Here is a 21,429-nt window from a genome sequence, read left to right as displayed (position 1 = left end):
CGCGCGTGCGGAGGCTGGCTCATCAGGCACGCCCTGGCTCTTTGGCACGATAGCCCAAGTGTCCCTCCATATGACGACAGTGCGTCAGGTCATGTTGAAGGCACATCAGTTGAGCGAAACCGCGGCATCAAGACGGTCGGCGATATGCCGTATCAGGCGCTCCAGGTCGGCGCAGTACACGGACGGATTGGCGAATCCGCCGGTATCCGCGCGGTAGCGGTGCGCGTAATTGCCGCCGCCGCACACCTCCACCAGGGCGCAATTGCGGCACTGTGCGCCGAGCCCGTCCCGGCCGCGTTGGCGGACGGCCATGCCGGGGTGCGCCAGGGCCTCGTCGAAGGTGTGGTGGAAGACGTCGAGACCGGTGGCGGCGGCGCCTTCGTAGGTGGATTTGAGCGAGTCCACCTGTTCGATGGCGCCGTCGGTGTCGACGACCAGTGCGACGACCGGTGAGAGGCCGACCGCCTCGCTGGAGCTGGGGCGGCCCAGAAGGAGGCCGAGGATTTCGGTGAACACCCGCACCCGGGGGCCGGGGCCGCCGTCCCACCACAGGTCGAAGACGGTGCACAGCCAGTCGCCGTACGGGGTGCGGCCGGCGGGCCCGAGGGGGGCGGGCGGCGGGCTGGACCAGTTGGCGTGCGGGAGGAGGAAGTCGAGCATCGGGGGGTCGAGTGCGCGCAGCGAGCGGTAGACCTCGGCGGGGTCGGTGGTGATGTCGATGGTGCACAGGATGCCGCCGAAGATGTCGGGGCGGCCGGAGAGCAGGTCCACCGCGCGGGAGACCGCGGGCCAGGAGGGCCGCCCCGCATGGTCGATACGGCGGCGGTTGAGGCCGGCGATGCCGCCGTCGAGGCTGAGGCCCAGCCGGAATCCGGCGATGCCGAGCACCTCGATCATCTGCGGGGTGAGCAGGGTGCCGTTGGTCTGCACGCAGAAATCGGCGCTGCAGTCGGCGGGCAGCGCGGCGCGGATGGCGGCGGCCTGTTCGAGGAGCGGGCCGGGGCCGGTGAGCAGCGGTTCGCCGCCGTGCAGATCGATGCGGACCGCGCGCAGCCCGTGGGTGCGGGCGTGTTCGGCGATGCGCAGGGCGGTCTGCCGGATCGTGGCGGCCGGGACGGTCTGCGGGCGCCGGCGCCAGCTGTGGTCGGGGCCGGCGTAGATGTAGCAGTAGGTGCACGCGAGGTTGCAGCGGCTGTGGACCTTCAGCACGAACTGCCGGAAGGGCACGGCAGCGGTCCGGCCGGTCTGCACCCCCGCCACGGCGTCGCCCCCTGCCCTCGTCGGTGTCCGGTCTCGTCAACTTCCGCCCGGTACTTGGTACATGGCTCTGCCAATGATCGAAGAAGCAAATTCGCTCAAAAGGTGGCCGATTTCCTTGCACGTTTGCCCAAAAACAACGGTTCCTGAGCATCAGCGCAGGACGTTCTACGCGCCGTCCTCGTAATAGGCCACCGCGTCGTCCGCCGAAGGCCAGTGGCGCAGCAGCCGCGCCACCACCTCTCCCAGCACCGCATGGTCCGTCCGGGCCGCCAAGACGCCCACATCAACCCCGGCGAAATCCGGCAACGGCTCGGCCGAAGGCCCCGAGGGGGCGGCCGCAGCCGGTTCGGTGCGGGGGGTAGTCGCCACGCTGTTCTCCTCTGGCCGGCTGGACGGGGGTGTTCCCGAACTCCTGTCCACAGAAACACGTTCGGGGGCCGGCTGCCAGGCGGCCGGCCGGGGGCTCAGGGCGCTCAGGCGGTGGATTCGAGGGCGCGCATACGGGCGCGGGTGCGCTGGGCCTCGGGGCCGCTGTCCTCGGCGGCGCGCTGCCACTGCTCCCAGCTCTCGCGGTAGGCGTACAGCGCGGAGCGGGGGCCGGCGGTGACCTCCAGGACCTCGCCGCGGCGGTGGTGGGCGCGGGCGGCCAGCAGGGCGCTGTCGGCCCGACCGGCGGCCGCGGCGGCGCGGCGGAAGCAGGCGGCGGCCCGGTCGTGCCGCTCCCGGGAGTCGAAGCGGCGGTCCAACAGGAGCTGGACATCGCCCACTTCCAGCCATGCCTCGGCCGACACCGCGGCCGGTACGTCCGCGCCGCGGGCGGCGAGCTCCAGGATCCAGTCGGCCTCGTGCAGATCGGCGAGCGAGGGCTGGCGTTCATGGCGCAGCCGCAGGGCGCGGCCGAACAGCAGCCGGTGGTTGCCGAGGTCGGGGTCCTGGGGAGCGACCCGGGCCAGCGCCTCGCGCAGGACGTGCACCGCCTCGTTGGCCAGCCGCTTGCCCGGCCCGTCGGCCGGCTCCAGGCGGGCCCGCAGCAGCAGCGCCGCGCCGCGTTCGGCCAGCAGTGAGCTGTGCTCGGGCGAATCGGGGGCGGTCAGGCGGAGCGCGGCGGCCAGCGCGGCGATGGCGTCGTCGAGGGCGGTCAGGGAGCCGGTACGGGTGTGTACGGCGCGCTGGGCGGCGGCCGTACGGCACAGGCTGTCGGCTTCCAGGGCGGGGTCGTCGAGTGCGCGGGCCATCGCGCGGGCGCGTTCGAGGGTGGGGAGTACGGACGGCAGCCCCGTGCCGCCGTTCAGTTGGCGGGCCGCCGCGAGATCGAGCAGCGTCTCGCAGACCAGCCGGTCGGCGGCGCTGCCGCGGCGGCGCAGCAGCACGGTGGCGGTGTCGAGGTCGTCGGCGGCGCGTACGGCGAGCGCCTCGGCGGGGCGCGGTCCTTCGGGGTGGCCATGGGCGGCCCGGCGGGCCTGGTCGAGCAGGACACCGCCCCGGGCGGCGTAGACCTCGCCGGGGACCTGCTCGCCGCTGGGCCACTGGTCGAGGAGGGTGGTGAGGGAGCGTTCCGCTTCGTCGAGCGGGTCGGGTGGGTCGACGGGGCCCGGGGGGCCGTGAGGGCCGGGGGAGCCCATTGTTCCGCCGGCGTCCGATGCGACGGCTGTTCCGTCGGGCTCGGGCACGTCGGCCATGGTGGGCAGGGCGGCCAGACGGCGCAGGACCTCGGTGCGTAGCACCATGCTCTCCAGGACACGGGGGTCAAGCAGGCTCATCAGCCCGCAGGCGGTGTGCAGATGACGGGCGGCGTCGACGAGCGCGGCGCGTTCCTCGTCCGGGTCGCCGGCGGCGCGGCGTTCCTGGGCGCGGGCATGGCCGACCCGGCCGAGCACGATCAGCGCCCGGGTGCGTTCGGCCTCCCGCCCGGGGGCGGCGCTCTCCTCGCCGCGGGCGGCGCTCTCCTCGCCGTCGGCGTCCTCCTCCCCCGCCGTGGCCCGCTCCGCGGCGCGTACCGCCCGCTCCGCCTCCTCCAGGGCGTCCGGCTGGCGCCATTTCGCCCAGGCGTGCAGCAGGGCGCGGGCGAGGTCGGTGCCGGCCGGTGGCAGCCGTCCGGCGGCGGCGCGCAGCAGGCGGACGGCCTCGATCAGATCGCGGACGGCGCGGTCCTGTTCGTAGCGCTCCAGGAGGGCCGCGCCCTCCGCGGCCGGGCCGTCGGACACATACGGGCGCCGGTCGGGCGGGCGCAGCGCGGGTTCGAAGCGGCGCAGTACGCGTTCGGAGACCCGGGCGAAGGGTTCGGGGACGGCGAGCTGGCCGGTCTCCGGCTCGCGGCCGCTGCCGGAGAGCATGGCGACCGCGACGGCCGGGAAGTTGCGGGCGCTGCGGCCGAAGGTGCGCTCGATGTAGAGCGAGCAGTGCTTGAGGACCAGGGCGGCCTCGCCCGCGCTGAGCCGGCCGAGGAGCGCGTCGCGGACGCCGGGCACGAAGTCGTACCAGGGGCCGGCCACCCCGCCCTGCTCCCCCGACGGTCTCTCGTCCGGCGGGAGTTGCGTGACCAGGCCGCTGAGCAGCACCTCCGCCAGCTCGGCCGGGCCGGTCTGCGGCAGCATCGCGCGCTGGACGAGCTGGATGACGGGCAGCGCGAGCGGGACGGCCGAGAGGTGGACGGCGAGCAGCCGGGCGGCGGGCGAGGCCTGCTGGTCGAACTCGCCGACCATACGGGCCGGTTCGCCCCGTCCGGGCGCGGGCGGCGGTCCGGCCGGGGGCTCGGAGCCGTGGTCGGCCCGGACGACGGAGGCGGCACCGCGCAGCGAGAGGCCGGCGTCGGCGGCGGCCAGCCGGGCCCAGGAGCCGAGGGCGGAGGGGGTGGCGGACAGGACCGGGACGGCGCGTTCGCGGACCGCCCCTGCCGATGCGCCCGGTGTCGCGGCCGGCCGGCGGCGGCGTCGGGCGGGCCGGAAGTCAAGGGCCTGGTAGGGGCCCTGGCGGCGGACGAGGGTGCCGGCGACGGCGGGCAGAAGCGTGCGCGCCCACATCCGCTGGGGCAGCGGCTGGACCACGGCGAGCGGGGCGTCGGCCGCCCAGCGGTAGAGGAGCCGCTGCATCCTGCCGTCCCGCCACAGCGGGCCCGCGCAGTCGCTGATGACGAGGGTGAGGTGGTGGCCCGTGGGGTCGTGCAGCTGGTCGGCGGGGCGCAGCGGGCGGCCGGGGCCCGGGGCCGCGGCGACGCCGACGTCCTCGCCGTGCGGGTGGAGGTAGTGCACGGTGACGTCCCGGAAGGCGCCCACCCGCTCGCAGACCTGGCGCAGGTCGTGCAGCATCTGCTCCCAGACGGCCATCGAGGACGAGCCGTCCATCAGGAGCCGCAGTGCGGACGCGCGGCGGTGCACCCCGCGCAGCACCGGGATGATCATTTCGGCGTGGGCAGAGAGCTCGGCGGTGGCGGGCTCGTCCAGCTTGCGGCGGGTCGGGGCGGCCGGCGGACGGTAGTGCTGGACGGGCCGCAACGCGCGCTGCAGCGGCAGCAGTCCGGGGAACGCGGAGGCGATCGGGACGGCGACCTCGCCGAGGCGGTGATGGTCCGGATCGGGCACCCGGTCGTCCTGGGTGGGCAGCAGCTCCGCGACCCGGTGCCGGGCGCTGTCCTGGAGCACGGACGACGACGGGTCCTCGGCCGATGGCGCGGGGCCGCCGTCGCTCGGCGGCGTCCCGGCGTCGGGCACGGGGTCCGACGATACGGCCGATCCGACGCGGAAAGTGGCCGGATCTGTACGGTCGGCGGAGGTCGCGCGAAGGGGACCGCCCTCGTCGGAGGCATCGGGCCGCGGCGCGGGCGGCGTGATCCACTGGGCGAGCCAGAGCGCGTCGGCCATGCCACGGGCATCGGCCGGCACCCCCGCCGCGGTCAGCCGGGCGACGAGCTCGTCAAGGGGGCCGGGGCCGGGCTCCCCGAGGGGCACCGCACTCACCTCGTCCGATCAAGAGGTCGCATCAGCTCCGCCGTCAGACGCCGCCGGGTCTCTTCCTCGTCCTCGTCCGTCCAGCCGGCCTTCTGGGTGAGGTGGATGGCGTTGAAGAGCTGGTCGACGGCGCGCACATCGCCGGGCTCGCGGTCCAGGAAGCGGTCGATCACCGCTTCGTAGCGCTCGGCGGCCCCCTCACCGAAGTGGGCCCGCACCATCGCGGCGAGCCGCTCCTTGTCGGGGGCCGGGATGTGGAGGTGGATACAGCGGCGCAACAGGGGCGCCGGGAAGTCCCGTTCGCCGTTGCTGGTGAGGACGATGAAGGGGAAGGCGTGACAGCGCACCCGGCCGTCGCGGACCGTCACCCGGGTGCCGTCGTCGCTGAGCACCGCCACCTCGGGGGCGGATCCGGCCAGCCGCTCCAGCTCCGGAATCCTGAACTCCCCTTCCTCCAGGACGTTGAGGAGGTCGTTGGGCAGGTCGATATCGCTCTTGTCGAGCTCGTCGACGAGCAGTACGCGGGGCCTGGCGGCGGGCAGCAGGGCCGTACCGAGCGGGCCGAGGCGGATATAGCGGCCGATGCCGCCGCCGGGTTCATCGGCGGCATCCGCACCCGTTGCCGCCGCGGCCTCCTCGGCGGTCGGGGCGACACGGGCGATCTGGAGGTCCTGGAGGCGGCCGATGGCGTCGTAGTCGTACAGGCCGTCGCGGAGCGTGCTGCGGCTGACGACCGGCCAGCTGAGCACCCGGCCGAGGCCGAGTTCATAGGCGACCGAATGCGCCAGGGTGCTCTTGCCGCTGCCCGGCGCGCCCGTCACCAGCAGCGGCCGGCGCAGATAGAGGGCGGCGTTGACCAGCTCGCGCTCCGTCTCGCCGGGGCGGTGATGGCTGGCCTCCCGGTGCTGGACGCCCAGCCTGCGCTCGGAGGCGGGGTCCAGGGCGGCGGGCGGCGCCACGAGGGGGCCGCCGTCGAAATCGCGCCAGGGGGGTGGCGGCGGAAGGTGCTCAATTCCGTCGTGCGGTGCCCCCGCGCCACGGTAGATGAGCCAGTCGCTCACGTCGGAACTCCTCGTCGCCGGCCAGGCATCGGTCTGGAGCGAGGGCCATGGAGGCCCACCGGAGACGTCGGCATCCGCCCCGGCCTCCCCCGCGCCCGCCACGCACACTCATCGCCATCACGTCGTCACGAACAAGTCTTCCACGACGCTATGACAGTACCCATCCATACGGAAGCGCACGGGGCGGTTTCCGGTCTCGCGTGGTGGCGCCGCGGGGCGCCAAGTGCTGTGTACGGGGCGCCACTTGCCGCAGTGGGGCGGAGGCGGCCGGGGCGGGCACCGGGCGCATGCGGGGCGTACGCGGCGCTCGCTTCGCCCAGGGGCAGCGCCGGCCCGCTCATCGCGGCGACACCTGTGGCCGGTCCGTGAACAGTTGCGGTATCGGGTCCTCCGGATCGTCGTAGAGGAGCACCAGGTCGCGGGCCCAGTGCGTGCCCTCCTCCGTGGCCTCGGAGGCCTGCGCGCGCAGCTTTCTGACCAGCTCGGGCAGCCGGACCAGGCCGCCCGAGCCCTGAAGCAACTCCCGCACCCCGCGGTGGAATTCCTCGCACGAGGCATCGCACTCCCGCTCCTCGCCGTGGCCGCGGGCCGGCCACAGCCCGGCCGGGAAGCCGGTGTCCAGGGCGACGCCGACGGCGTCCCGCCCGAACCCTTCGGCGACCGTGTGGCACAGCGCGGGCAGCGCGCCCTCGTCCGTCTTCTCCAGCAGCCGCCAGATCGCCTCGGCGGAGCCAGCGCCGGGCCGCGCGCCGGCGCGCGGCGGGAGGCGCAGCGCCTGTAGTTCGGGCGCGGCGGCAAGGCCCTGCCAGCGGCGCAGCCAGGCCGGATCGACCTGTTCGCGCCGTCCCTGGTCGCGCAGGATCACCGCGCGCCCGGGGCCCACCGGCCGCAGCCGGGCGGTGCGCCGGGTCGAGGCCGCGACCTCCCACTGGCCGGCGGCGGTGTGCCAGCGGCCTTCGGGGACGGCGACCTCCAGGCGCACCCGGGCGCCCGGCCCGGCGTCGCTGTCGGCCCGCAGCAGCCGCCCGCCGAGCCGCCGCAGCATCTGCTCCCTGGCCTCCTCGAAGGGCACCCCGCCGGCCGACTCCTGGACATCCACCCGCAGCCACTGCCCCTGGCCGTAGCCCTCGCTGACCGACCAGTTGAACAGCTCGTGCCCGCCCTCGTCGTAGAAGAGCGGCTCGAACTCGACGAGCACGGAGCGCGGCCGGCGCCGCACCGGCCCGATCCTGCGGCGGTCCTGCGGCTGCAGCACCACCGCCTTGGCCTGCACGAACTCCGTGAGGCGGGCCGCCTCTTCGCGGACCGCGGCGGCCTGTTCGCCCGGTACGTCGCGCACCTCGTCGGCGGTCAGCTGGGCCACGATGCGCAGATAGTGCACAAAGGTGCGGAGCTCGGTGTACGGATCGCTGCCCTGGTAGAGCGCGCCATGGCCGTCCCGCCAGGTACGCAGCGACCAGGCCCCGGGCCGCTCACCGCGGTCCAGCACCTCGCCGACCGCCGCCTCCACGGCCAGCGGGTCGCGCGGTGCGGGCAGCCGGGCGAGCAGATCGAGCGCCTGCAGCCGCTCCTGTACGCCCCACAACCGGCCCCGGCCCGCCATGATCGCGTGCTGGGCGTCGAACCAGGTGGACCCGCCGCTCCGGCCGAGGTCCTGACCTGCCCAGTGCCAGCGGTCGTGCAGGCTCATCAGCGCGTGGTACGGGTCAGGGCCCAGGCCCTCGGCGCCCGCGACCAGATGCTCGGGGCCCAGCCCGCGCAGCGCGGTGACCGGCACCGCGAGCCCGACATGATCCTGCTGGTGGCGGCCCTTGACGATGCCGACCACCTCGCCGCGGTCACAGTCCAGCAGCGGCCCGCCGGACGCGCCGGGCGTGACCCGCACATCACTGCCGAACTGGAGACCGCGGGCGTCACGGGCGCCGAAGCGGACGGCGATGAAGGGGTCGACGGGGGTGGTGGGGGTACGGGGGGCGGCAGGTGCGGCATCGGCGCCGCCGCCGTCGTGTGCCTCCTGCGCTCCGCGTACGCCGTCCCCGTCGCCCTCCGACTCACGTATTACGCGTTCCCCCGCCGGACCCCCGGCCGCACCGCCGCTCACACCGCCTGCTCCGGCCCCGCCGACCCCGCCGGCCCCGGCCGCACCCCCGCCTCCGCCTCCGCCTCCGCCCGACCGATCGTGCCCGCGGAAGATGTACGCGTCCTCCAGGAGCGTCGCCGGCTGGTCGCTGAGCCAGGCACAGGGGTGCTCGATCTCCGGGTCGAGCAGCCGGACCAGGGCGAGATCGGCGCGGGCGGCGGCGGGCCCGGCCGCCGGGTCGGGCCGGCTCAGGTCGTACGCCCAGCGCGCGGGCACGACCTGGCCGCCGAACGCGACCCCGAAGACACCGGCCGGGCCGGTCTCGCGGCGCCGCCCATCGCTCGCCGCGAGCACATGGGCGCAGGTCAGCACCCATCCCGGCGCGATCAGCACACCGCTGCCCCACAGCCGGGTATCGGTCGCGTCCGGCGCGGCGCGCAGTCCGACGGTGGTGCGTCCGGCGTGGTCGAGGAGTTGTGCGTAGTGGGCGCGGTCACCGCGGCCGGTGGGCTGCCCCTCGGAGGTCGCCATCAGCGGCTCGAATCATCCGGCTCCCGGCGGTCGGCCGCGTTCGCCCGCCGCGGCCCCTCCGGAGAGGAGCCGGCGCGCTCGCTCCGCCAGGTGAGCGTGATGGAGAGGTTGGCCTTCGCCTCACCGTCCGCGAGCAGGGCGACGGCCTTGCCGGGCTTGGCCGACAGCTCCACGCCGAAGGTCACACTGGTCTCGTGCGGCGCGACCCGCTCGGTGGCCTGCCGGACGCTGTCGGCGACCCCGCCGATCACCTCGCGGAGCCCCTCGACCCGGGCACCGAGCGCGTCCCAGGCGCCGACGTCCTCGAAATCCTCGTCCGCCGTCCCGTCCGGATCGTCCACCCCGTCGAGCCCGGGCGCGTCCAGCCGGGAGACCCGGGCCCAGACCTCCGTGCCGTCGGGCAGTTCGATGCGCTGTGCGCGATCTTGCATCACGGCCTCCTGCTCCCCCTGGACGGCAATTCCCCAATTGCCGCAGGACCGTTGACAGGTGATCAGGCTAGCCCGCGGGCGCCTGTGGCGCGAGAGGTCCGTGGGCCTGCCTATCCTGGCCGGGAATGTCCCATGACCCCTGGTGGAGAGCGCGTGTATTTCACTGACCGTGGCATCGAGGAGCTGGAGAACCGGCGCGGCGAGGAGGAGGTCACCCTCGGATGGGTGGCCGATCAGCTGCGTACGTTCGTCGACCTGAACCCGGACTTCGAGGTTCCGGTCGAGCGGCTGGCCACCTGGCTGGCCCGCCTGGACGACGAGGACGAGGACGAGTAGGCCCGGACGGGCAGACCCCGGACAAGCAGGCCCCGGACGCGTAGGCCCCGGACGCGTAGGCCCTGGGCACGTAGGCCCTAGGGGACGCGTCGGGGGCGAATAGGGGCAAGCTCCGGGGCGGGGCGCTTGACTTCCGCAACCCGCGATATATCGTGTCTGGAGAAGACGCGATATGTTGCGTTGCACGGCTATCCAGGGGAGGCCAGGAATGTCAGCCCGGACCGAGTGGTCGCAGTATCCGATGCAGGTGGCCGAACCACGCAAGCTGGAGATCACGGAGCCCGTCGAGGCGCTCAACGTGCGCGTGGTCGGCGGCACCGTCAATGTCGTCGGCACCTCGGACGGCAGCCCTGCCCGCCTGGAGATCAGCGAGCTGCACGGCCCGCCGCTGACCGTCTCGTGCAGCGGCGGCACCTTGTCCGTCGGCTACGAGGACCTCCCCTGGAAGGGGTTCTTGAAGTTCCTCGACCGCAAGGGGTGGAACCGCGGCGCGGTGGTCTCGGTGACCGTGCCCGCCGACACCCGTGTCGAGGTCGGCGTGGTCGGCGCCAGCGCGGTGGTCTCCGGCATCACGGGGCGTACGGACGTCCGCGGCGTCTCCGGTGACAGCACGCTCGTCGGGCTGGCCGGTGCGGTGCGGGCCGACACGGTGTCGGGCGATGTCGAGGTGCAGGCGCTCACCGGCGCTCTGCGGTTCAACTCCGTCTCGGGGGATCTGACGGTCATCGACGGCGCCGGCGGCGCGGTGCACGCCGACTCCGTCAGCGGCAACATGGTCCTCGATCTGGACCCCGCGCAGGGCGCCGACATCCATCTGACGACGGTCTCCGGGGAGGTCGCCATCCGGCTGCCCGACCCGACCGACGCCACGGTGGACGCCAACACCACGACCGGCACGGTCGCCAACGCCTTCGACGCTCTGCGGGTCAGCGGCCAGTGGGGGGCGAAGAAGATCACCGGCTCGCTGGGTGCGGGCACCGGCACACTCAAGGTCACCACCGTCTCCGGCGGCCTCGCGCTGCTGCGCCGGCCCGCCTTCGAGGACGAGGAGAACCCGCGGAGCGACCCCGGTGACGGCCCCGCGGGCCCGGGCGACGGCCCGGCCCCGGGCCCGCACAAGGACTCGCCCACCACCCCGCCCGCCGAGAAGAAGGTGCTCTGAGCATGCCTCCCGTCTTCGCCCATGGCCGCCTCCGCCTCTACCTCCTCAAGCTGCTGGACGAGGCCCCGCGGCACGGCTACGAGATCATCCGCCTCCTGGAGGAGCGCTTCCAGGGCCTGTACGCCCCCTCCGCCGGCACGGTCTACCCCCGGCTCTCCAAGCTGGAGGCCGAGGGCCTGGTGACGCATGCGACCGAGGGCGGCCGCAAGGTCTACTCGATCACCGACGCCGGCCGGGCCGAACTCGCCGACCGCGGTGGCGAGTTGGCCGACCTCGAGCTGGAGATCAGGGAGTCGGTCGCCGCGCTCGCCTCCGACATCCGGGAGGACGTGAGCGGTTCGGCGCGGCATCTGCGCCGCGAGATCCGGGAAGCCGCACAGCAGGCCCGCGCGGGTGCGGGCGCGTCCGGTAGGGCCGGGCGGAACGGCGACGGGACGAAGACCGGCACGGACGACGGCGCCGGACGGCCGTTTTCGGACGCCTCCGACTACTTCGACGGCGCATTCGGCGACAAGGAGTCCTGGCGGCAGGCCAAGGAGGAGTTCGGGCGCGCCAAGGAGGAGTGGAAGGAACAGGCGCGGCGGGCCAAGGAGGAGAGCAAGCGGGCCAGGCAGGACGCCCAGCGGGCCCGTAAGCAGGCCCGGGAGGCCCAGGTGTTCGCGCGCGAGGAGATCCAGCGGGTCATCAAGCGCGTACAGGAGCAGGCCCAGGGGGCGGTGCGGACCGGCGACTGGTCGGGCGCGGTGCGCGAGGCGCTGTCCGAGGTGTCCCGCGAGGTCGGCCGCTTCACCGGCGGTCAGCCCGGCGAGGACCGGGCCGGTGCGCAGGACGGCGGCGCGCGGAACGGCGACGCCGACGCGGTCCGGGTGACGGTCGAGCGCGTCGATCCGGCCAAGGAGGGCCCGGCGGCCGAGGCTCCCCCGGCGCCGGAGTGGGCGCAAGAGCCGGCCGGCGACGATCCGGCCCGCGACTTCGACCGGCTGCTGGACCGCTTCCGCGACGATCTGCGGGACGCGGCGCGCGATCATGGCGTCACGGCCGAGCAGCTCAAGGAGTCCCGCCGCCGGCTGTCGACGGCCGCCGCCCACATCGGCGCGCTGCTGCGCCACCCGGAGCAGTACTCCTCGCTCACGGATCCGGACGACTAGCCGCGACCAGCCGGACGAGCGGGGCGAGGCAACCGCCCGGTTGCCCGACCCCGGTGAGGGCGGACGCGCCGGAGTGCGCCCGCCCTCACCGCGGCCGACCGGCCAAGCGCCCGGCGCCGGCGGCACGACACCCCCGGGGCCGGGCCCCGGACCCTACCCCCCGACGCTGTCCCGCAGCGCCCCGATGAGCCGTTCGGCGCGCTGGTCATCGCCGCCGCCCATCCGGTCGGCGACCTTGCGTCCGTCCACGAACACGGCGAGCGCGGCGCCGAGTTCACCGCGCTCCGCGAAGTTCCGGGCGAATTCGTCGCAAGGGCACCGAGGCCCTCGTCAGGTGCGGGGGCCGCCCGCGTTCGACCGAAGATCGCGCGGACGTCCCGAGCGGACGGTCCGCGGGGCCTCCTGCACCGGCGGCCGAAACCCTCTGCGCCCCAACCAGGCGTCAGCTACACAGAGTTGTCATCTACGTGCTGGATTTACGCGGCGTAATCGGGGAAGTCAGTATTTCGCACGGCTTTTCGTCCGGCACCGGGTTCCAGGGAGCCCCAGCTGCCCGATTCCTCGGACCGACGGCCGTGTTCCGGACTACGGTCCAACCCTCCCTGTCTGCCCACGCATCGTGAAGGCCATGAGGTAAAGCGATGTCGGAATACCTTTCGGTCGCCCGCCGGATGTGGCACGTACTGGAGCCACTGCACGCCACGCTGTACTTCGCCCCCGAGGCCCGCCAGGTCGCCGCCGACCTCGGCTATGACGTCGCCACCCGCTGGCCCAGCTATTTCGCCTGGCGTACGGCTCCGCTGGGCGCCGCCGGGCCCGAGCTGGTGGCCGCGACGTACTACAGCTTCAGCCCGCGGCTGATCGCCCGTCATATCCCGCAGATCTGGACCGTCGCGGAGCCGGCCAAGGTGCTGGACGCACGGCTGCTGGCCATGGACCGCGCACTGACCTCCCTCATCGGCGGCCGGCTCAGCGCCGCCCAGCTCGGCGAGGCGGCCCGGCTGGCCCGCCAGGCGGCCGAGAACGCCGGCCCGGCCGCCCGCCCGCTGGCCGCCGCCAACCTCGATCTGCCCTGGCCCGACGCGCCCCATCTGGTGCTCTGGCAGGCCGCGACCGCACTCCGCGAACATCGCGGCGACGGCCATCTGGCGGCGCTGCTGACCTGCGGACTGGATCCGTGCGAGGCCCTGGTGTCGTTCGCCGCGATCGGAGCCGCGCCGGCCGCCGACTTCGCGGGGCGTGGCTGGAGCGCGCAGGAATGGAGCGACGCCCGGCACCGCCTCGCCGCCCGCGGGTGGATCGCCCCGGACGGCAGCGCGACCGAGCGCGCCCACAAGGAGCGCGAGGCGATCGAGCGGATGACGGACCGGCTGGCGGCCGGACCGTGGCGGGCCCTGGGCCACTCCCGCGCCGAGCGGCTGGCGCACCTTCTCCACCCCGTAGTGGGCGCGGTCTTCGAGGCCGGCTATCTCCCGCGGCGCAGCACGCTGGGGATCGGGGCGGTGAAGGTCGGGGCTCCGTAGGGGCCAGGCCCACCGGCAGTCCCATAGGGGCGGGCCCACCGGCAATCCCGTAGGGGCAGGCCCACCGGCAGCCCCATAGGGGCGGGCTCACCGGCAGCCCCGCACGTGCAGCCCCCGGCGGCCACCCGCACGTGCAGCCCCCGGCGGCCACCCGCACGTGCAGCCCCCGGCGGCCACCCGCACGTGCAGCCCCCACCACTCAACTCGCGCGCCTGCCCCGGGCCTCCCCCAGCTCTCGCACCACATCGCCGTACGTCACCCCGTGGTCCGCCAGCACCGCGGCGGCCGGTCCGGGCCTCGCGGTCAGGGCCATCAGCAGATGCTCGTCACCGATGTACCGGTCGCCGCGGCCGACCGCGATCCGCAGGGCACGCTCCAGCACGGACTTGGCCTCCGCACTGAACGGCCGGCGCGCCCGCTTGCGACGCCCGGAAGGCCCGTCGGCGGACAGCGCGCCCACGCCGTGCGCCTGCTCCACCCGCGCCACGATCTCGTCGAGGTCGATCCCGAGCCCGGCCAGCGCCGCCGCGTCCGCCGTCGACATCCCGCCCCGCCGTCGCACCGCCGCGAGGGCGTCCGCCACCGACTCCCGCCGCTCATGCACACCGAGCGCGCCGAGCGCCTCCGCGGCCGGCGAATCCGCCCGGTCCAGCAGTGCGAGCAGCAGCTCCGGTTCACCGACCGTGCCGCTGCCCGTACGGTCCGTCTGCTCGACCGCGCCACGCACCACCGCGCGCGCATCGGCCGTGAACTTCTCGAACATCAGCGCCTCCCGTGCTTCTTGTGCACTGCCTGTCTGCTGACCCCCAGCTCGGCCGCGATCTCCTGCCACGACCAGCCCTGCGCGCGGGCGCTGCGCACCTGCACGGCTTCGAGCTGCTCCAGCAGCCGACGGAGCGCGGCTACCGCACGGAGCCCGACCCTGGGGTCCCGATCACCCGCCTGCTCGGCGAGATCCGTTGCTTCGGTCATGACGTCAATTTACGTTGACACTTCCCCACTGTCAACCATCGTTGACACGCACCCACCGGCGACGATCCCTCCGCCTCAACCGCCGCCACGCCCACCACCCTTGACCTCAAGCACACTTGAGGAGGCAGGCTCCGACTCATCAGCACCCACGGCGCGGAACGGAGCCCCCGATGCCCCCTCCCACGGAATTCACGAAACTCACAGAGCTCACAGACTTCCCCGACTTCCCCGACTTCCGGCGGGACGACGCCGGGACCGTCCTCCTCAGCCCATGGATCGTGCCGGACGCCGCATTCCAGCGCCCGGCGGCCGACTCGGTGCTCGCCGAATGGGAGCACCGGCAACGGCCGGACGCGATGCTCTCGCTCACCGCCTTCCTGAGCACCGACGGCAGCCATGTCCTCCACTACGCGCAATGGACGGATGACGACGCCCACCGGGAATGGGGGCGCACCAAGCGACCCGCGGTCGTCGGCCGGATCGACGCGGCGATCCCCGGCATCCGGCGGCCGGGCCTGGTGCGCTACCGGCGCTACCGCAGCTATGTGCCCCCACGGCCCGTCGGCCGGCGCCCCGCGCTGCTGGTCACCCCCGCCTTCGCCACGGCCGGCGCGGACGCCCAGCGCGCTCTCGCCGACACCGTCGTCGACCTGCTGACCCGTGAACAGGTGCCGGGACTGCTCGGCGCCCACTTCCACCTCAGCCAGGACGGTGAGCGGGTGCTCAATGTCGCGGAGTGGACGGACACTTCGGCCTGGCGGGAATTCGTCGACCACGGAGCATCGGCCAGGCTGCTGAGGGCGGCGGTCGATGCCCTGGCGGGCGTGACACCGGCCCCGGCGGTCCTCGCGCAGCCCGCGACGGCAGCGGACGACCCCGGCGGCCCCGAAGCGCCCCAACTGCCCGCCGTGCCGCAGTATCACCTGTACAAGAGCCTGATCAACATCTCTGCCCGCACACCCACCGAAGGGACCTGACATGTCCTACCCCGAGCCCCGCTACCTCGGCGACAACGGCGAGATCTCCGCGGTGCACCGCCCGGCGGACACCCCGCCCGACCTGGTCGCGGGAGCCAACCGCACCCACTACCTGGCGACGCACACCACCACCGGAGGCGAATTCGGCCTGTACCGGGCGGACTTGGGACCCAGAGCGGCGGGGGCGCGCACCCACTTCCACCGGACCATCTCGGAGTCGTTCTTCGTGCTGTCCGGCGCGGTGCGGCTCTACGACGGCGACCGCTGGATCACCGGCGGCGCGGGCGACTTCCTCTACGTCCCGCCGGGCGGACTGCATGCGTTCCGGAACGAGACCGACGACCCCGCGTCGCTGCTGATGCTCTTCTCCCCGGGCGCCCCGCGCGAGGAGTACTTCGAGCGCGTCGCCGAAATGGCACAGCGTGGCGGGCAGGAGTTCACGGACTTCCTCGTCCGGCACGACAGTTACTTCATCGACGAGAAGCCGGGCGACGCCCCGAAGAGCTGACGGAGCCGGGGCCGGACAGGCCGATCACCGCCGCGACACCGTCCGTCCGCAGCGCGACCGGCGCCGCGTCCGGCCCGGTCAGCAGCGCCGCGTCGAACCGCTCCAACCGCTCCCCCGGCTCCCCGGCCCCGGGCTCCGTGAGCTGCGTACGCCCCTCCACGGCAACGATGAGCGCCCCCTGGCCGGGATCCGCACCGCCCCCCGGCCGCACCACCTGGCTCCCCCGCACCAGCTCCACCGTCGCGCCGGCCCGCCCGTCCCGGAGCATCACATTGAGGTTGACGACCGGGCCGCCCAGCAGCCGGCAGTCGGTGGCCGCGCCGCCGGGGAAGGCGAACGGGCGGTAGCGGTCCGGGAGGAGCCGGGTGGTGCCGTCCACCGTCAGCTCCAGCCCGGCGCCGTCGACGACGGTGAGGATCCGCCGGACGCCGGGCAGCGGCGAGTACGGCCCGTCCCGGGTCACATCGGCCAGGCTGACCCGCCAGACGAAGCCGTCCCACCCGGCGCCGGGCGGATGGACGGCGATCTCCCGGGTCACCCCGCCGCCGTTGCTCCACGGCGCGGCGACCCGCCCCTCCGCCCGCAGGATCCGCACGTTCCCCAGCCTCCGATCACCCGCCGATTGAAGAAGAAACGTCAGACCGTCAGCACGATCTTGCCGAAGAGGTCGCCCTCCGCCATCCTCGTGAACGCCTCGCGCGCCCGGTCCAGCGGCAGCGTCGAGTCGATGACCGGCCGGACGCCCTTGGCCGCGCAGAAGCTGAGCAGCGAGGCCAGCTCCTCCTTGCTGCCCATCGTGGAGCCGACGACCTTCAGCTCCAGGAAGAAGATCCGGTTGAGTTCGGTGCGCTCGGGGTGGTATCCGCTGGTGGCGCCCGAGATGACCAGAGTGCCGCCGGGGCGCAGCGACTTGACGGAGTGCGACCAGGTGGCGGCGCCGACGGTCTCGATCACCGCGTCCACCCGCACCGGCAGCCGCTCACCGGTCGCGAACGCCGCCTCGGCGCCCAGCTCCAGCGCGCGCTTGCGCTTGGCCTCGTCCCGGCTGGTGGCGAAGATCCGCAGCCCCGCGGCGGCGCCCAGCACGATGGCGGCGGTCGCCACACCGCCGCCCGCGCCCTGCACCAGGACGCTGTCGCCGGGCCGTACGCCCGCGTTGGTGAACAGCATCCGGTACGCGGTGAGCCAGGCGGTGGGCAGACAGGCGGCCTCCTCGAAGGAGAGTTCCTTCGGCTTGGGCAGCACGTTCCAGGCGGGCACGGTGACCTGCTCGGCGAAGGTGCCCTGGTAGCGCTCGGTGAGGATGGAGGGCTTCTCCCGGGGGCCGACGCCGTGACCGGTCTGGCCGATGACGGAGTGCACGACGACGTCGTTGCCGTCCGCGTCCACTCCGGCGGCGTCGCAGCCGAGGATCATCGGCAGCGTCTCCTCGCTGATCCCCACCCCGCGCAGCGACCACAGGTCGTGGTGGTTGAGGGAGGCGGCCTTGACGTTGACGGTCGTCCAGCCGGGGCGTACGTCGGGGGCCGGGCGCTCCCCCAATTCGAGGCCGTTCAGCGGCTGGTCACGGTCGATGCGGGCGGCGTAGGCAGCAAACATGATCCCAACGTAGGCCGCGGCCGCGCGCTGCGGTACCGCGTACGGGTGTGACACGCACCGCGCCGCCCCGAGCGCGCCGCCACGACAACGGGCCGGGCCCGCACCCGTGTCAGGTGCGGGCCCGGCCCGTCGGCGTACGGCGGCGGGTCAGCGGCGCGCCACGCCCTCGGCGCGGGCGGCGGCCGCGACGGCGGCGGTGACGGCCGGCGCGACGCGCTCGTCGAACGGGGAGGGGATGACCCGGTCGGCGCTGAGTTCATCGGCGACGACGGCGGCCAGCGCCTCGGCGGCGGCGAGCTTCATGCCCTCCGTGATCCGCGAGGCCCGCACCTGCATGGCACCGGCGAAGATGCCCGGGAAGGCCAGCACGTTGTTGATCTGGTTGGGGAAGTCGCTGCGCCCGGTGGCGACCACGGCCGCGTACTTGTGCGCGACATCGGGGTGGATCTCCGGGGTGGGGTTGGCCATCGCGAAGATCAGCGAGTTCTTCGCCATCTTCGCCACCGCCTCCTCCGGCACCGTGCCGCCGGAGACCCCGATGAAGACGTCCGCGCCGTCCAGCGCGTCCTCCAGCGAGCCGGTCAGCCGGCCCTTGTTGGTGAAGCCGGCCACCTCGCGCTTGACGTCCGTGAGGTCGCCGCGGTCCGCGGAGACGACGCCCTTGCGGTCACAGACCGCGACGTCTCCGATGCCCGCCTCGATGAGGATCTTGGCGATGGCCACGCCGGCCGCACCGGCCCCCGAGATGACCGCACGCAGCTGGCCGAGCGAGCGGTCGGTGAGCTTGGCCGCGTTGCGCAACGCGGCCAGGGTGACCACGGCGGTGCCGTGCTGGTCGTCGTGGAAGACCGGGATGTCCAGCGCCTCCTGGAGGCGGCGCTCGATCTCGAAGCACCGGGGTGCCGAGATGTCCTCCAGATTGACGCCGCCGAAGGACGGCGCCAGCCGGATGACGGTCTCCACGATCTCGTCGGTGTCGGTGGTGCCGAGCGCGATCGGCACCGCGTCCACGCCACCGAACTGCTTGAAAAGGATGGCCTTGCCTTCCATCACAGGAAGCGAGGCCTCCGGGCCGATGTCGCCCAGGCCCAGCACCGCGGTGCCGTCCGTGACCACGGCGACGACCTGGGACTTCCAGGTGTAGTCGTACACGAGTTCGGGCTGTTCCGCGATGGCGCTGCACACCTTGGCGACGCCCGGCGTGTATGCGAGGGACAGGTCGTCCTTGTCGCGGACCGGGACGGTCGCCCGGATGGCCATTTTGCCGCCGCGATGCAGCGCGAAGGCCGGATCGAAGGTTCCGTCGGGAGCACTGCCCGCGCCTTCGTCCGCGCCCGTATTGCCGTCGCTGCGAGGATTGACGATCTCCGCTGCCACTTGTCTTACCCCTTTATTCGTAAATCTGTTGAGGGTGGCCACTCCCTGGTTAAGGGGTGGGCGGGCACCGCGTCCGCGCCCTGCCTGGCGGATGGCCGCCCAGCGGGGGGAGGTACGGACGCCGGGCGCGCCGCACACGCGCCCTGAGCCCCGGATGAGGGGTGTAACGAACCTTTCTACCGGACGGGCGCGGGCCCCGACGAGTCAGATTCATTACTCTCGGGTTCAGGGATCCGACAATAACGGCGAAATGCATCAAAAACGGAGAAGAGCCACCCATCTGCTGTCCGGAATCCGAGACATCCGAAGCGCTCCGGGCGCCCCTTGCGCCTCACGGGTGACCGGTCTCCCTTGCGACACAAGGGCGCCACCCCGTCTTACCCGTCCGTTATCCGATTTTGACCTGTACAGCAGTCCGAATACCGGAGTCCGGATGGCAGGATTCCGTCACCAACCGAGGTCGCGACGCTCGAAGGTGTGTGCCCGACCCTTTTCGTCACGTCGGCTTCTCCATCCGCAGGAGGATCAGCATGACCGCAAGCACCATCCGTCGCCCGGCCGCCGGCAGGTCACGTACAGCCGTGGCCGCGGTGGCCGCGGTCGCCGCCTCGATGCTGCTTCTCAGCGCCTGTGGCGACCAGACGGACGCGGCCATCGCCAAGCGTGAGGCGCAGAAGAACCGCAACGTCAACGCGCCGCTGTTCAAGCTGCTGCCCAAGGACGTCCAGGAAAAGGGCCTGCTCCAGGTCGGCTCGGACATCACCTACAAGCCGGTGGAGTTCCGCTCCAACGGCGCGGTCGAGGGCATCGACCCCGATCTTGCGGCGGCGATGAGCAAGGAGCTGGGCATCAAGCTCAACTTCAACAACGCCACGTTCGACACCCTCATGGGCGGCCTGAAGTCCAAGCGCTACGACATCGCGATGTCGGCGATGACGGACACCAAGGAGCGCCAGGAGGGCATCGACAGCAACACCGGCAAGAAGATCGGCCAGGGCGTCGACTTCATCGACTACCTCAACGTCGGCGTCTCGCTCTACACCCAGAAGGGCAAGACCAAGGGCATCGACGGCTGGGAAACGCTGTGCGGCAAGAAGATCGCGGTACAGCGCGGCACCGTCTCGCACGATCTGGCCAAGGACAAGTCGAAGGCCTGCGAGAAGAACGACGAGCAGCCGATCGCCATCGAGGCGTTCGACAACGACTCCGAGGCCCAGACCCGGCTGCGTACCGGCGGTGTGGACGCCGTCTCCAGCGACTACCCGGTCGCGGCGTACGCGGTGAAGGTCTCCGGCAAGGGCAAGGACTTCCAGATGGTCGGCGGTGCGCCCCTGAAGGCGGCCCCGTACGGCATCGCGGTCCCCAAGGGCCAGGAGAAGCTGCGCGACGCGCTCAAGGCCGCCGTGGAACGCACGATCAAGAACGGCTCGTACGCCAAGGTCCTGGACAAGTGGGACGTCAAGGACGCCGCGGTCAAGGAAGTGAAGCTCAATGGCGGCACCTGAGCCGCTCCGAGCTGTGCCCCCGTCCCCTCTGCGCACCTCCCGCCGAATGCTGAAAGGCAACACCCGTGTCAGTTGACGTCGACAAGTCGGCCCAGCCGCCGGCGGACGCTCCGCCGCCCCACCCCGAGCCCATCAAAGCCATCCCGGTCCGCCATTACGGGCGCTGGGTCGCGGCGATCGTCGTCATCGGGCTGGTCGCTCTGCTCTTCCGGGCCTTCGCCTCGGGGAACGTCAACTGGGACGCCATCCCGGAGTACATGTTCAACGGGGACATCCTCAAGGGTCTGCGCAACACCCTGCTGATCACCGTGCTCTCGATGATCATCGGCGTCGTGGGCGGCGTGATCCTGGCCGTGATGCGCCAGTCCAAGAACCCGGTGACGTCCACGGTCGCGTGGTTCTACGTCTGGTTCTTCCGCGGTACGCCGGTCTACGTCCAGCTGTTCCTGTGGTTCAACCTCGGCCTGGTCTTCCAGTACATCGACATCATGCCGATCTACAAGGACGAGTGGTCGGACTTCATGACCCCGTTCCTGTGCGCGCTGCTGGGCCTCGGCCTGAACGAGGCGGCGTACATGGCGGAGATCTGCCGGGCCGGCCTCAACGCCGTCGACGAGGGCCAGACCGAGGCGGCGCACGCGCTGGGTATGAGCCACGGCAAGACGCTGCGCCGGATCATCGTGCCGCAGGCGATGCGGGTGATCGTGCCGCCGACCGGCAACGAGGTCATCAACATGCTGAAGACCTCATCGCTGGTCATCGCCGTCCAGTACTACGATTTGCTGCAGGCAGCGCAGAACGTCGGACGGGACTCCGGTGTCGTGGTGGAGATGCTGATCCTCGCCGCCGCCTGGTACCTGATCGCCACCACCGTGCTGAGCATCGGCCAGTACTACCTGGAGCGCTACTACGCCCGCGGCTCCAGCCGCCAGCTCCCGCCCACCCCGCTCCAGCGCGCCAAGGCGAGGCTGTCCGGCGGCTTCAACCGCGCCGGAGGTGCAGCATGACCACAAGC

19 protein-coding genes are annotated in these 21,429 nt (G+C 72.9%); 8 read left to right on the top strand and 11 right to left on the bottom strand.

Going from position 1 to position 21,429, the window contains the following annotated elements; translation table 11 throughout:
* Positions 1-105: 105 nt before the first annotated feature.
* The 6 genes from KI385_RS30130 to KI385_RS30105 all read right to left on the bottom strand — a co-directional run bounded on the left by KI385_RS30130 (position 106) and on the right by KI385_RS30105 (position 9,307).
* The gene (locus KI385_RS30130) at positions 106-1,260 is read right to left on the bottom strand and encodes an FxsB family cyclophane-forming radical SAM/SPASM peptide maturase (protein WP_238575255.1); all 1,155 of its coding nucleotides are present in this window, start codon (positions 1,258-1,260) and stop codon (positions 106-108) included.
* Positions 1,261-1,425: 165 nt separating this feature from the next.
* On the bottom strand, positions 1,426-1,629 hold the full coding sequence (locus KI385_RS30125) for a YxD-tail cyclophane-containing RiPP peptide (RefSeq protein WP_238575254.1): 204 nt from the start codon (positions 1,627-1,629) through the stop codon (positions 1,426-1,428).
* A gap of 104 nt (positions 1,630-1,733) precedes the next feature.
* On the bottom strand, positions 1,734-5,204 hold the full coding sequence (locus tag KI385_RS30120) for an SAV_2336 N-terminal domain-related protein (protein WP_238575253.1): 3,471 nt from the start codon (positions 5,202-5,204) through the stop codon (positions 1,734-1,736).
* Positions 5,205-5,209: 5 nt separating this feature from the next.
* Positions 5,210-6,265, bottom strand: coding sequence for an AAA family ATPase (locus tag KI385_RS30115; protein WP_238575252.1), 1,056 nt, complete (start codon positions 6,263-6,265; stop codon positions 5,210-5,212).
* Between the two features lie 337 nt (positions 6,266-6,602).
* Complete coding sequence (locus tag KI385_RS30110; RefSeq protein WP_238575251.1) at positions 6,603-8,876, bottom strand: VMAP-C domain-containing protein; 2,274 nt, start codon at positions 8,874-8,876, stop codon at positions 6,603-6,605.
* Positions 8,876-9,307, bottom strand: coding sequence for a CU044_2847 family protein (locus tag KI385_RS30105; protein ID WP_238575250.1), 432 nt, complete (start codon positions 9,305-9,307; stop codon positions 8,876-8,878). The genes KI385_RS30110 and KI385_RS30105 overlap by 1 nt, the downstream gene beginning before the upstream one ends.
* 153 nt (positions 9,308-9,460) lie before the next feature.
* On the opposite strand from KI385_RS30105, the gene KI385_RS30100 reads away from it, so the two are divergent.
* The 4 genes from KI385_RS30100 (at position 9,461) to KI385_RS30085 (ending at position 13,476) form a co-directional block, all read left to right on the top strand.
* Entirely contained in the window at positions 9,461-9,643 is a 183-nt protein-coding gene (locus KI385_RS30100; protein WP_030081126.1) for a DUF6104 family protein, read from the top strand.
* Between the two features lie 208 nt (positions 9,644-9,851).
* Complete coding sequence (locus tag KI385_RS30095; protein WP_238575249.1) at positions 9,852-10,805, top strand: DUF4097 family beta strand repeat-containing protein; 954 nt, start codon at positions 9,852-9,854, stop codon at positions 10,803-10,805.
* Positions 10,806-10,807: 2 nt separating this feature from the next.
* Positions 10,808-11,953: a PadR family transcriptional regulator gene (locus tag KI385_RS30090; RefSeq protein ID WP_238575247.1), complete on the top strand. Its 1,146-nt coding sequence runs from the start codon at positions 10,808-10,810 to the stop codon at positions 11,951-11,953.
* 641 nt (positions 11,954-12,594) lie between these two features.
* Positions 12,595-13,476 (top strand): SCO6745 family protein, encoded by an 882-nt coding sequence (locus KI385_RS30085; protein WP_238575246.1) that lies wholly within the window; start codon positions 12,595-12,597, stop codon positions 13,474-13,476.
* A 199-nt stretch (positions 13,477-13,675) separates the two neighbouring features.
* Here KI385_RS30085 and KI385_RS30080 read toward each other — a convergent pair whose 3' ends face one another.
* Complete coding sequence (locus KI385_RS30080) at positions 13,676-14,239, bottom strand: Clp protease N-terminal domain-containing protein (protein WP_238575245.1); 564 nt, start codon at positions 14,237-14,239, stop codon at positions 13,676-13,678.
* A complete protein-coding gene (locus KI385_RS30075; RefSeq protein WP_128512254.1) occupies positions 14,239-14,448 on the bottom strand; it encodes a helix-turn-helix domain-containing protein in 210 nt (69 codons plus the stop codon). Before KI385_RS30075 ends, KI385_RS30080 begins: the two co-directional genes overlap by 1 nt.
* A gap of 170 nt (positions 14,449-14,618) precedes the next feature.
* Between KI385_RS30075 and KI385_RS30070 the strand changes: the two genes are divergently transcribed.
* Both KI385_RS30070 and KI385_RS30065 read left to right on the top strand, forming a co-directional pair.
* Positions 14,619-15,425 carry an antibiotic biosynthesis monooxygenase gene (locus tag KI385_RS30070; RefSeq protein ID WP_238575244.1) on the top strand — a complete coding sequence of 269 codons (807 nt, stop codon included), beginning with the start codon at positions 14,619-14,621 and terminating at the stop codon, positions 15,423-15,425.
* Position 15,426: 1 nt separating this feature from the next.
* On the top strand, positions 15,427-15,933 hold the full coding sequence (locus KI385_RS30065; RefSeq protein ID WP_238575243.1) for a cupin domain-containing protein: 507 nt from the start codon (positions 15,427-15,429) through the stop codon (positions 15,931-15,933).
* On the opposite strand, the gene KI385_RS30060 is transcribed toward KI385_RS30065, so the two are convergent.
* The 3 genes from KI385_RS30060 to KI385_RS30050 all read right to left on the bottom strand — a co-directional run bounded on the left by KI385_RS30060 (position 15,896) and on the right by KI385_RS30050 (position 18,909).
* Positions 15,896-16,528, bottom strand: coding sequence for a HutD/Ves family protein (locus KI385_RS30060; protein ID WP_238575242.1), 633 nt, complete (start codon positions 16,526-16,528; stop codon positions 15,896-15,898). The two genes, KI385_RS30065 and KI385_RS30060, sit on opposite strands and share 38 nt — an antisense overlap.
* Before the next feature lie 41 nt (positions 16,529-16,569).
* On the bottom strand, positions 16,570-17,532 hold the full coding sequence (locus KI385_RS30055; RefSeq protein ID WP_238575241.1) for a zinc-binding dehydrogenase: 963 nt from the start codon (positions 17,530-17,532) through the stop codon (positions 16,570-16,572).
* Between the two features lie 147 nt (positions 17,533-17,679).
* Complete coding sequence (locus KI385_RS30050) at positions 17,680-18,909, bottom strand: NAD(P)-dependent malic enzyme (protein ID WP_238575240.1); 1,230 nt, start codon at positions 18,907-18,909, stop codon at positions 17,680-17,682.
* Positions 18,910-19,439: 530 nt separating this feature from the next.
* On the opposite strand from KI385_RS30050, the gene KI385_RS30045 reads away from it, so the two are divergent.
* Positions 19,440-20,414, top strand: coding sequence for an ABC transporter substrate-binding protein (locus tag KI385_RS30045; RefSeq protein WP_238575239.1), 975 nt, complete (start codon positions 19,440-19,442; stop codon positions 20,412-20,414).
* Between the two features lie 65 nt (positions 20,415-20,479).
* Positions 20,480-21,421, top strand: a complete 942-nt coding sequence (locus KI385_RS30040) for an amino acid ABC transporter permease (protein WP_238575238.1) — start codon at positions 20,480-20,482, stop codon at positions 21,419-21,421.
* Positions 21,422-21,429: the final 8 nt, after the last annotated feature.

The organism is Streptomyces inhibens (assembly GCF_022221585.1).
Lineage (GTDB): Bacteria > Actinomycetota > Actinomycetes > Streptomycetales > Streptomycetaceae > Streptomyces > Streptomyces inhibens.
Note: the sequence above shows the minus strand (reverse complement) of the source record. Positions and strands in the feature narration are given on the sequence as shown.

What these genes read in the sequence shown, in the direction of transcription:
- KI385_RS30110 (WP_238575251.1), bottom strand. Translation starts at nt 8,876, where the DNA reads ATGGCGACCTCCGAGGGGCAGCCCACCGGCCGCGGTGACCGCGCCCAC.
- KI385_RS30105 (WP_238575250.1), bottom strand. Translation starts at nt 9,307, where the DNA reads ATGCAAGATCGCGCACAGCGCATCGAACTGCCCGACGGCACGGAGGTC.
- KI385_RS30095 (WP_238575249.1), top strand. Translation starts at nt 9,852, where the DNA reads ATGTCAGCCCGGACCGAGTGGTCGCAGTATCCGATGCAGGTGGCCGAA.
- KI385_RS30090 (WP_238575247.1), top strand. Translation starts at nt 10,808, where the DNA reads ATGCCTCCCGTCTTCGCCCATGGCCGCCTCCGCCTCTACCTCCTCAAG.
- KI385_RS30085 (WP_238575246.1), top strand. Translation starts at nt 12,595, where the DNA reads ATGTCGGAATACCTTTCGGTCGCCCGCCGGATGTGGCACGTACTGGAG.
- KI385_RS30080 (WP_238575245.1), bottom strand. Translation starts at nt 14,239, where the DNA reads ATGTTCGAGAAGTTCACGGCCGATGCGCGCGCGGTGGTGCGTGGCGCG.
- KI385_RS30075 (WP_128512254.1), bottom strand. Translation starts at nt 14,448, where the DNA reads ATGACCGAAGCAACGGATCTCGCCGAGCAGGCGGGTGATCGGGACCCC.
- KI385_RS30070 (WP_238575244.1), top strand. Translation starts at nt 14,619, where the DNA reads ATGCCCCCTCCCACGGAATTCACGAAACTCACAGAGCTCACAGACTTC.
- KI385_RS30065 (WP_238575243.1), top strand. Translation starts at nt 15,427, where the DNA reads ATGTCCTACCCCGAGCCCCGCTACCTCGGCGACAACGGCGAGATCTCC.
- KI385_RS30055 (WP_238575241.1), bottom strand. Translation starts at nt 17,532, where the DNA reads ATGTTTGCTGCCTACGCCGCCCGCATCGACCGTGACCAGCCGCTGAAC.
- KI385_RS30045 (WP_238575239.1), top strand. Translation starts at nt 19,440, where the DNA reads ATGACCGCAAGCACCATCCGTCGCCCGGCCGCCGGCAGGTCACGTACA.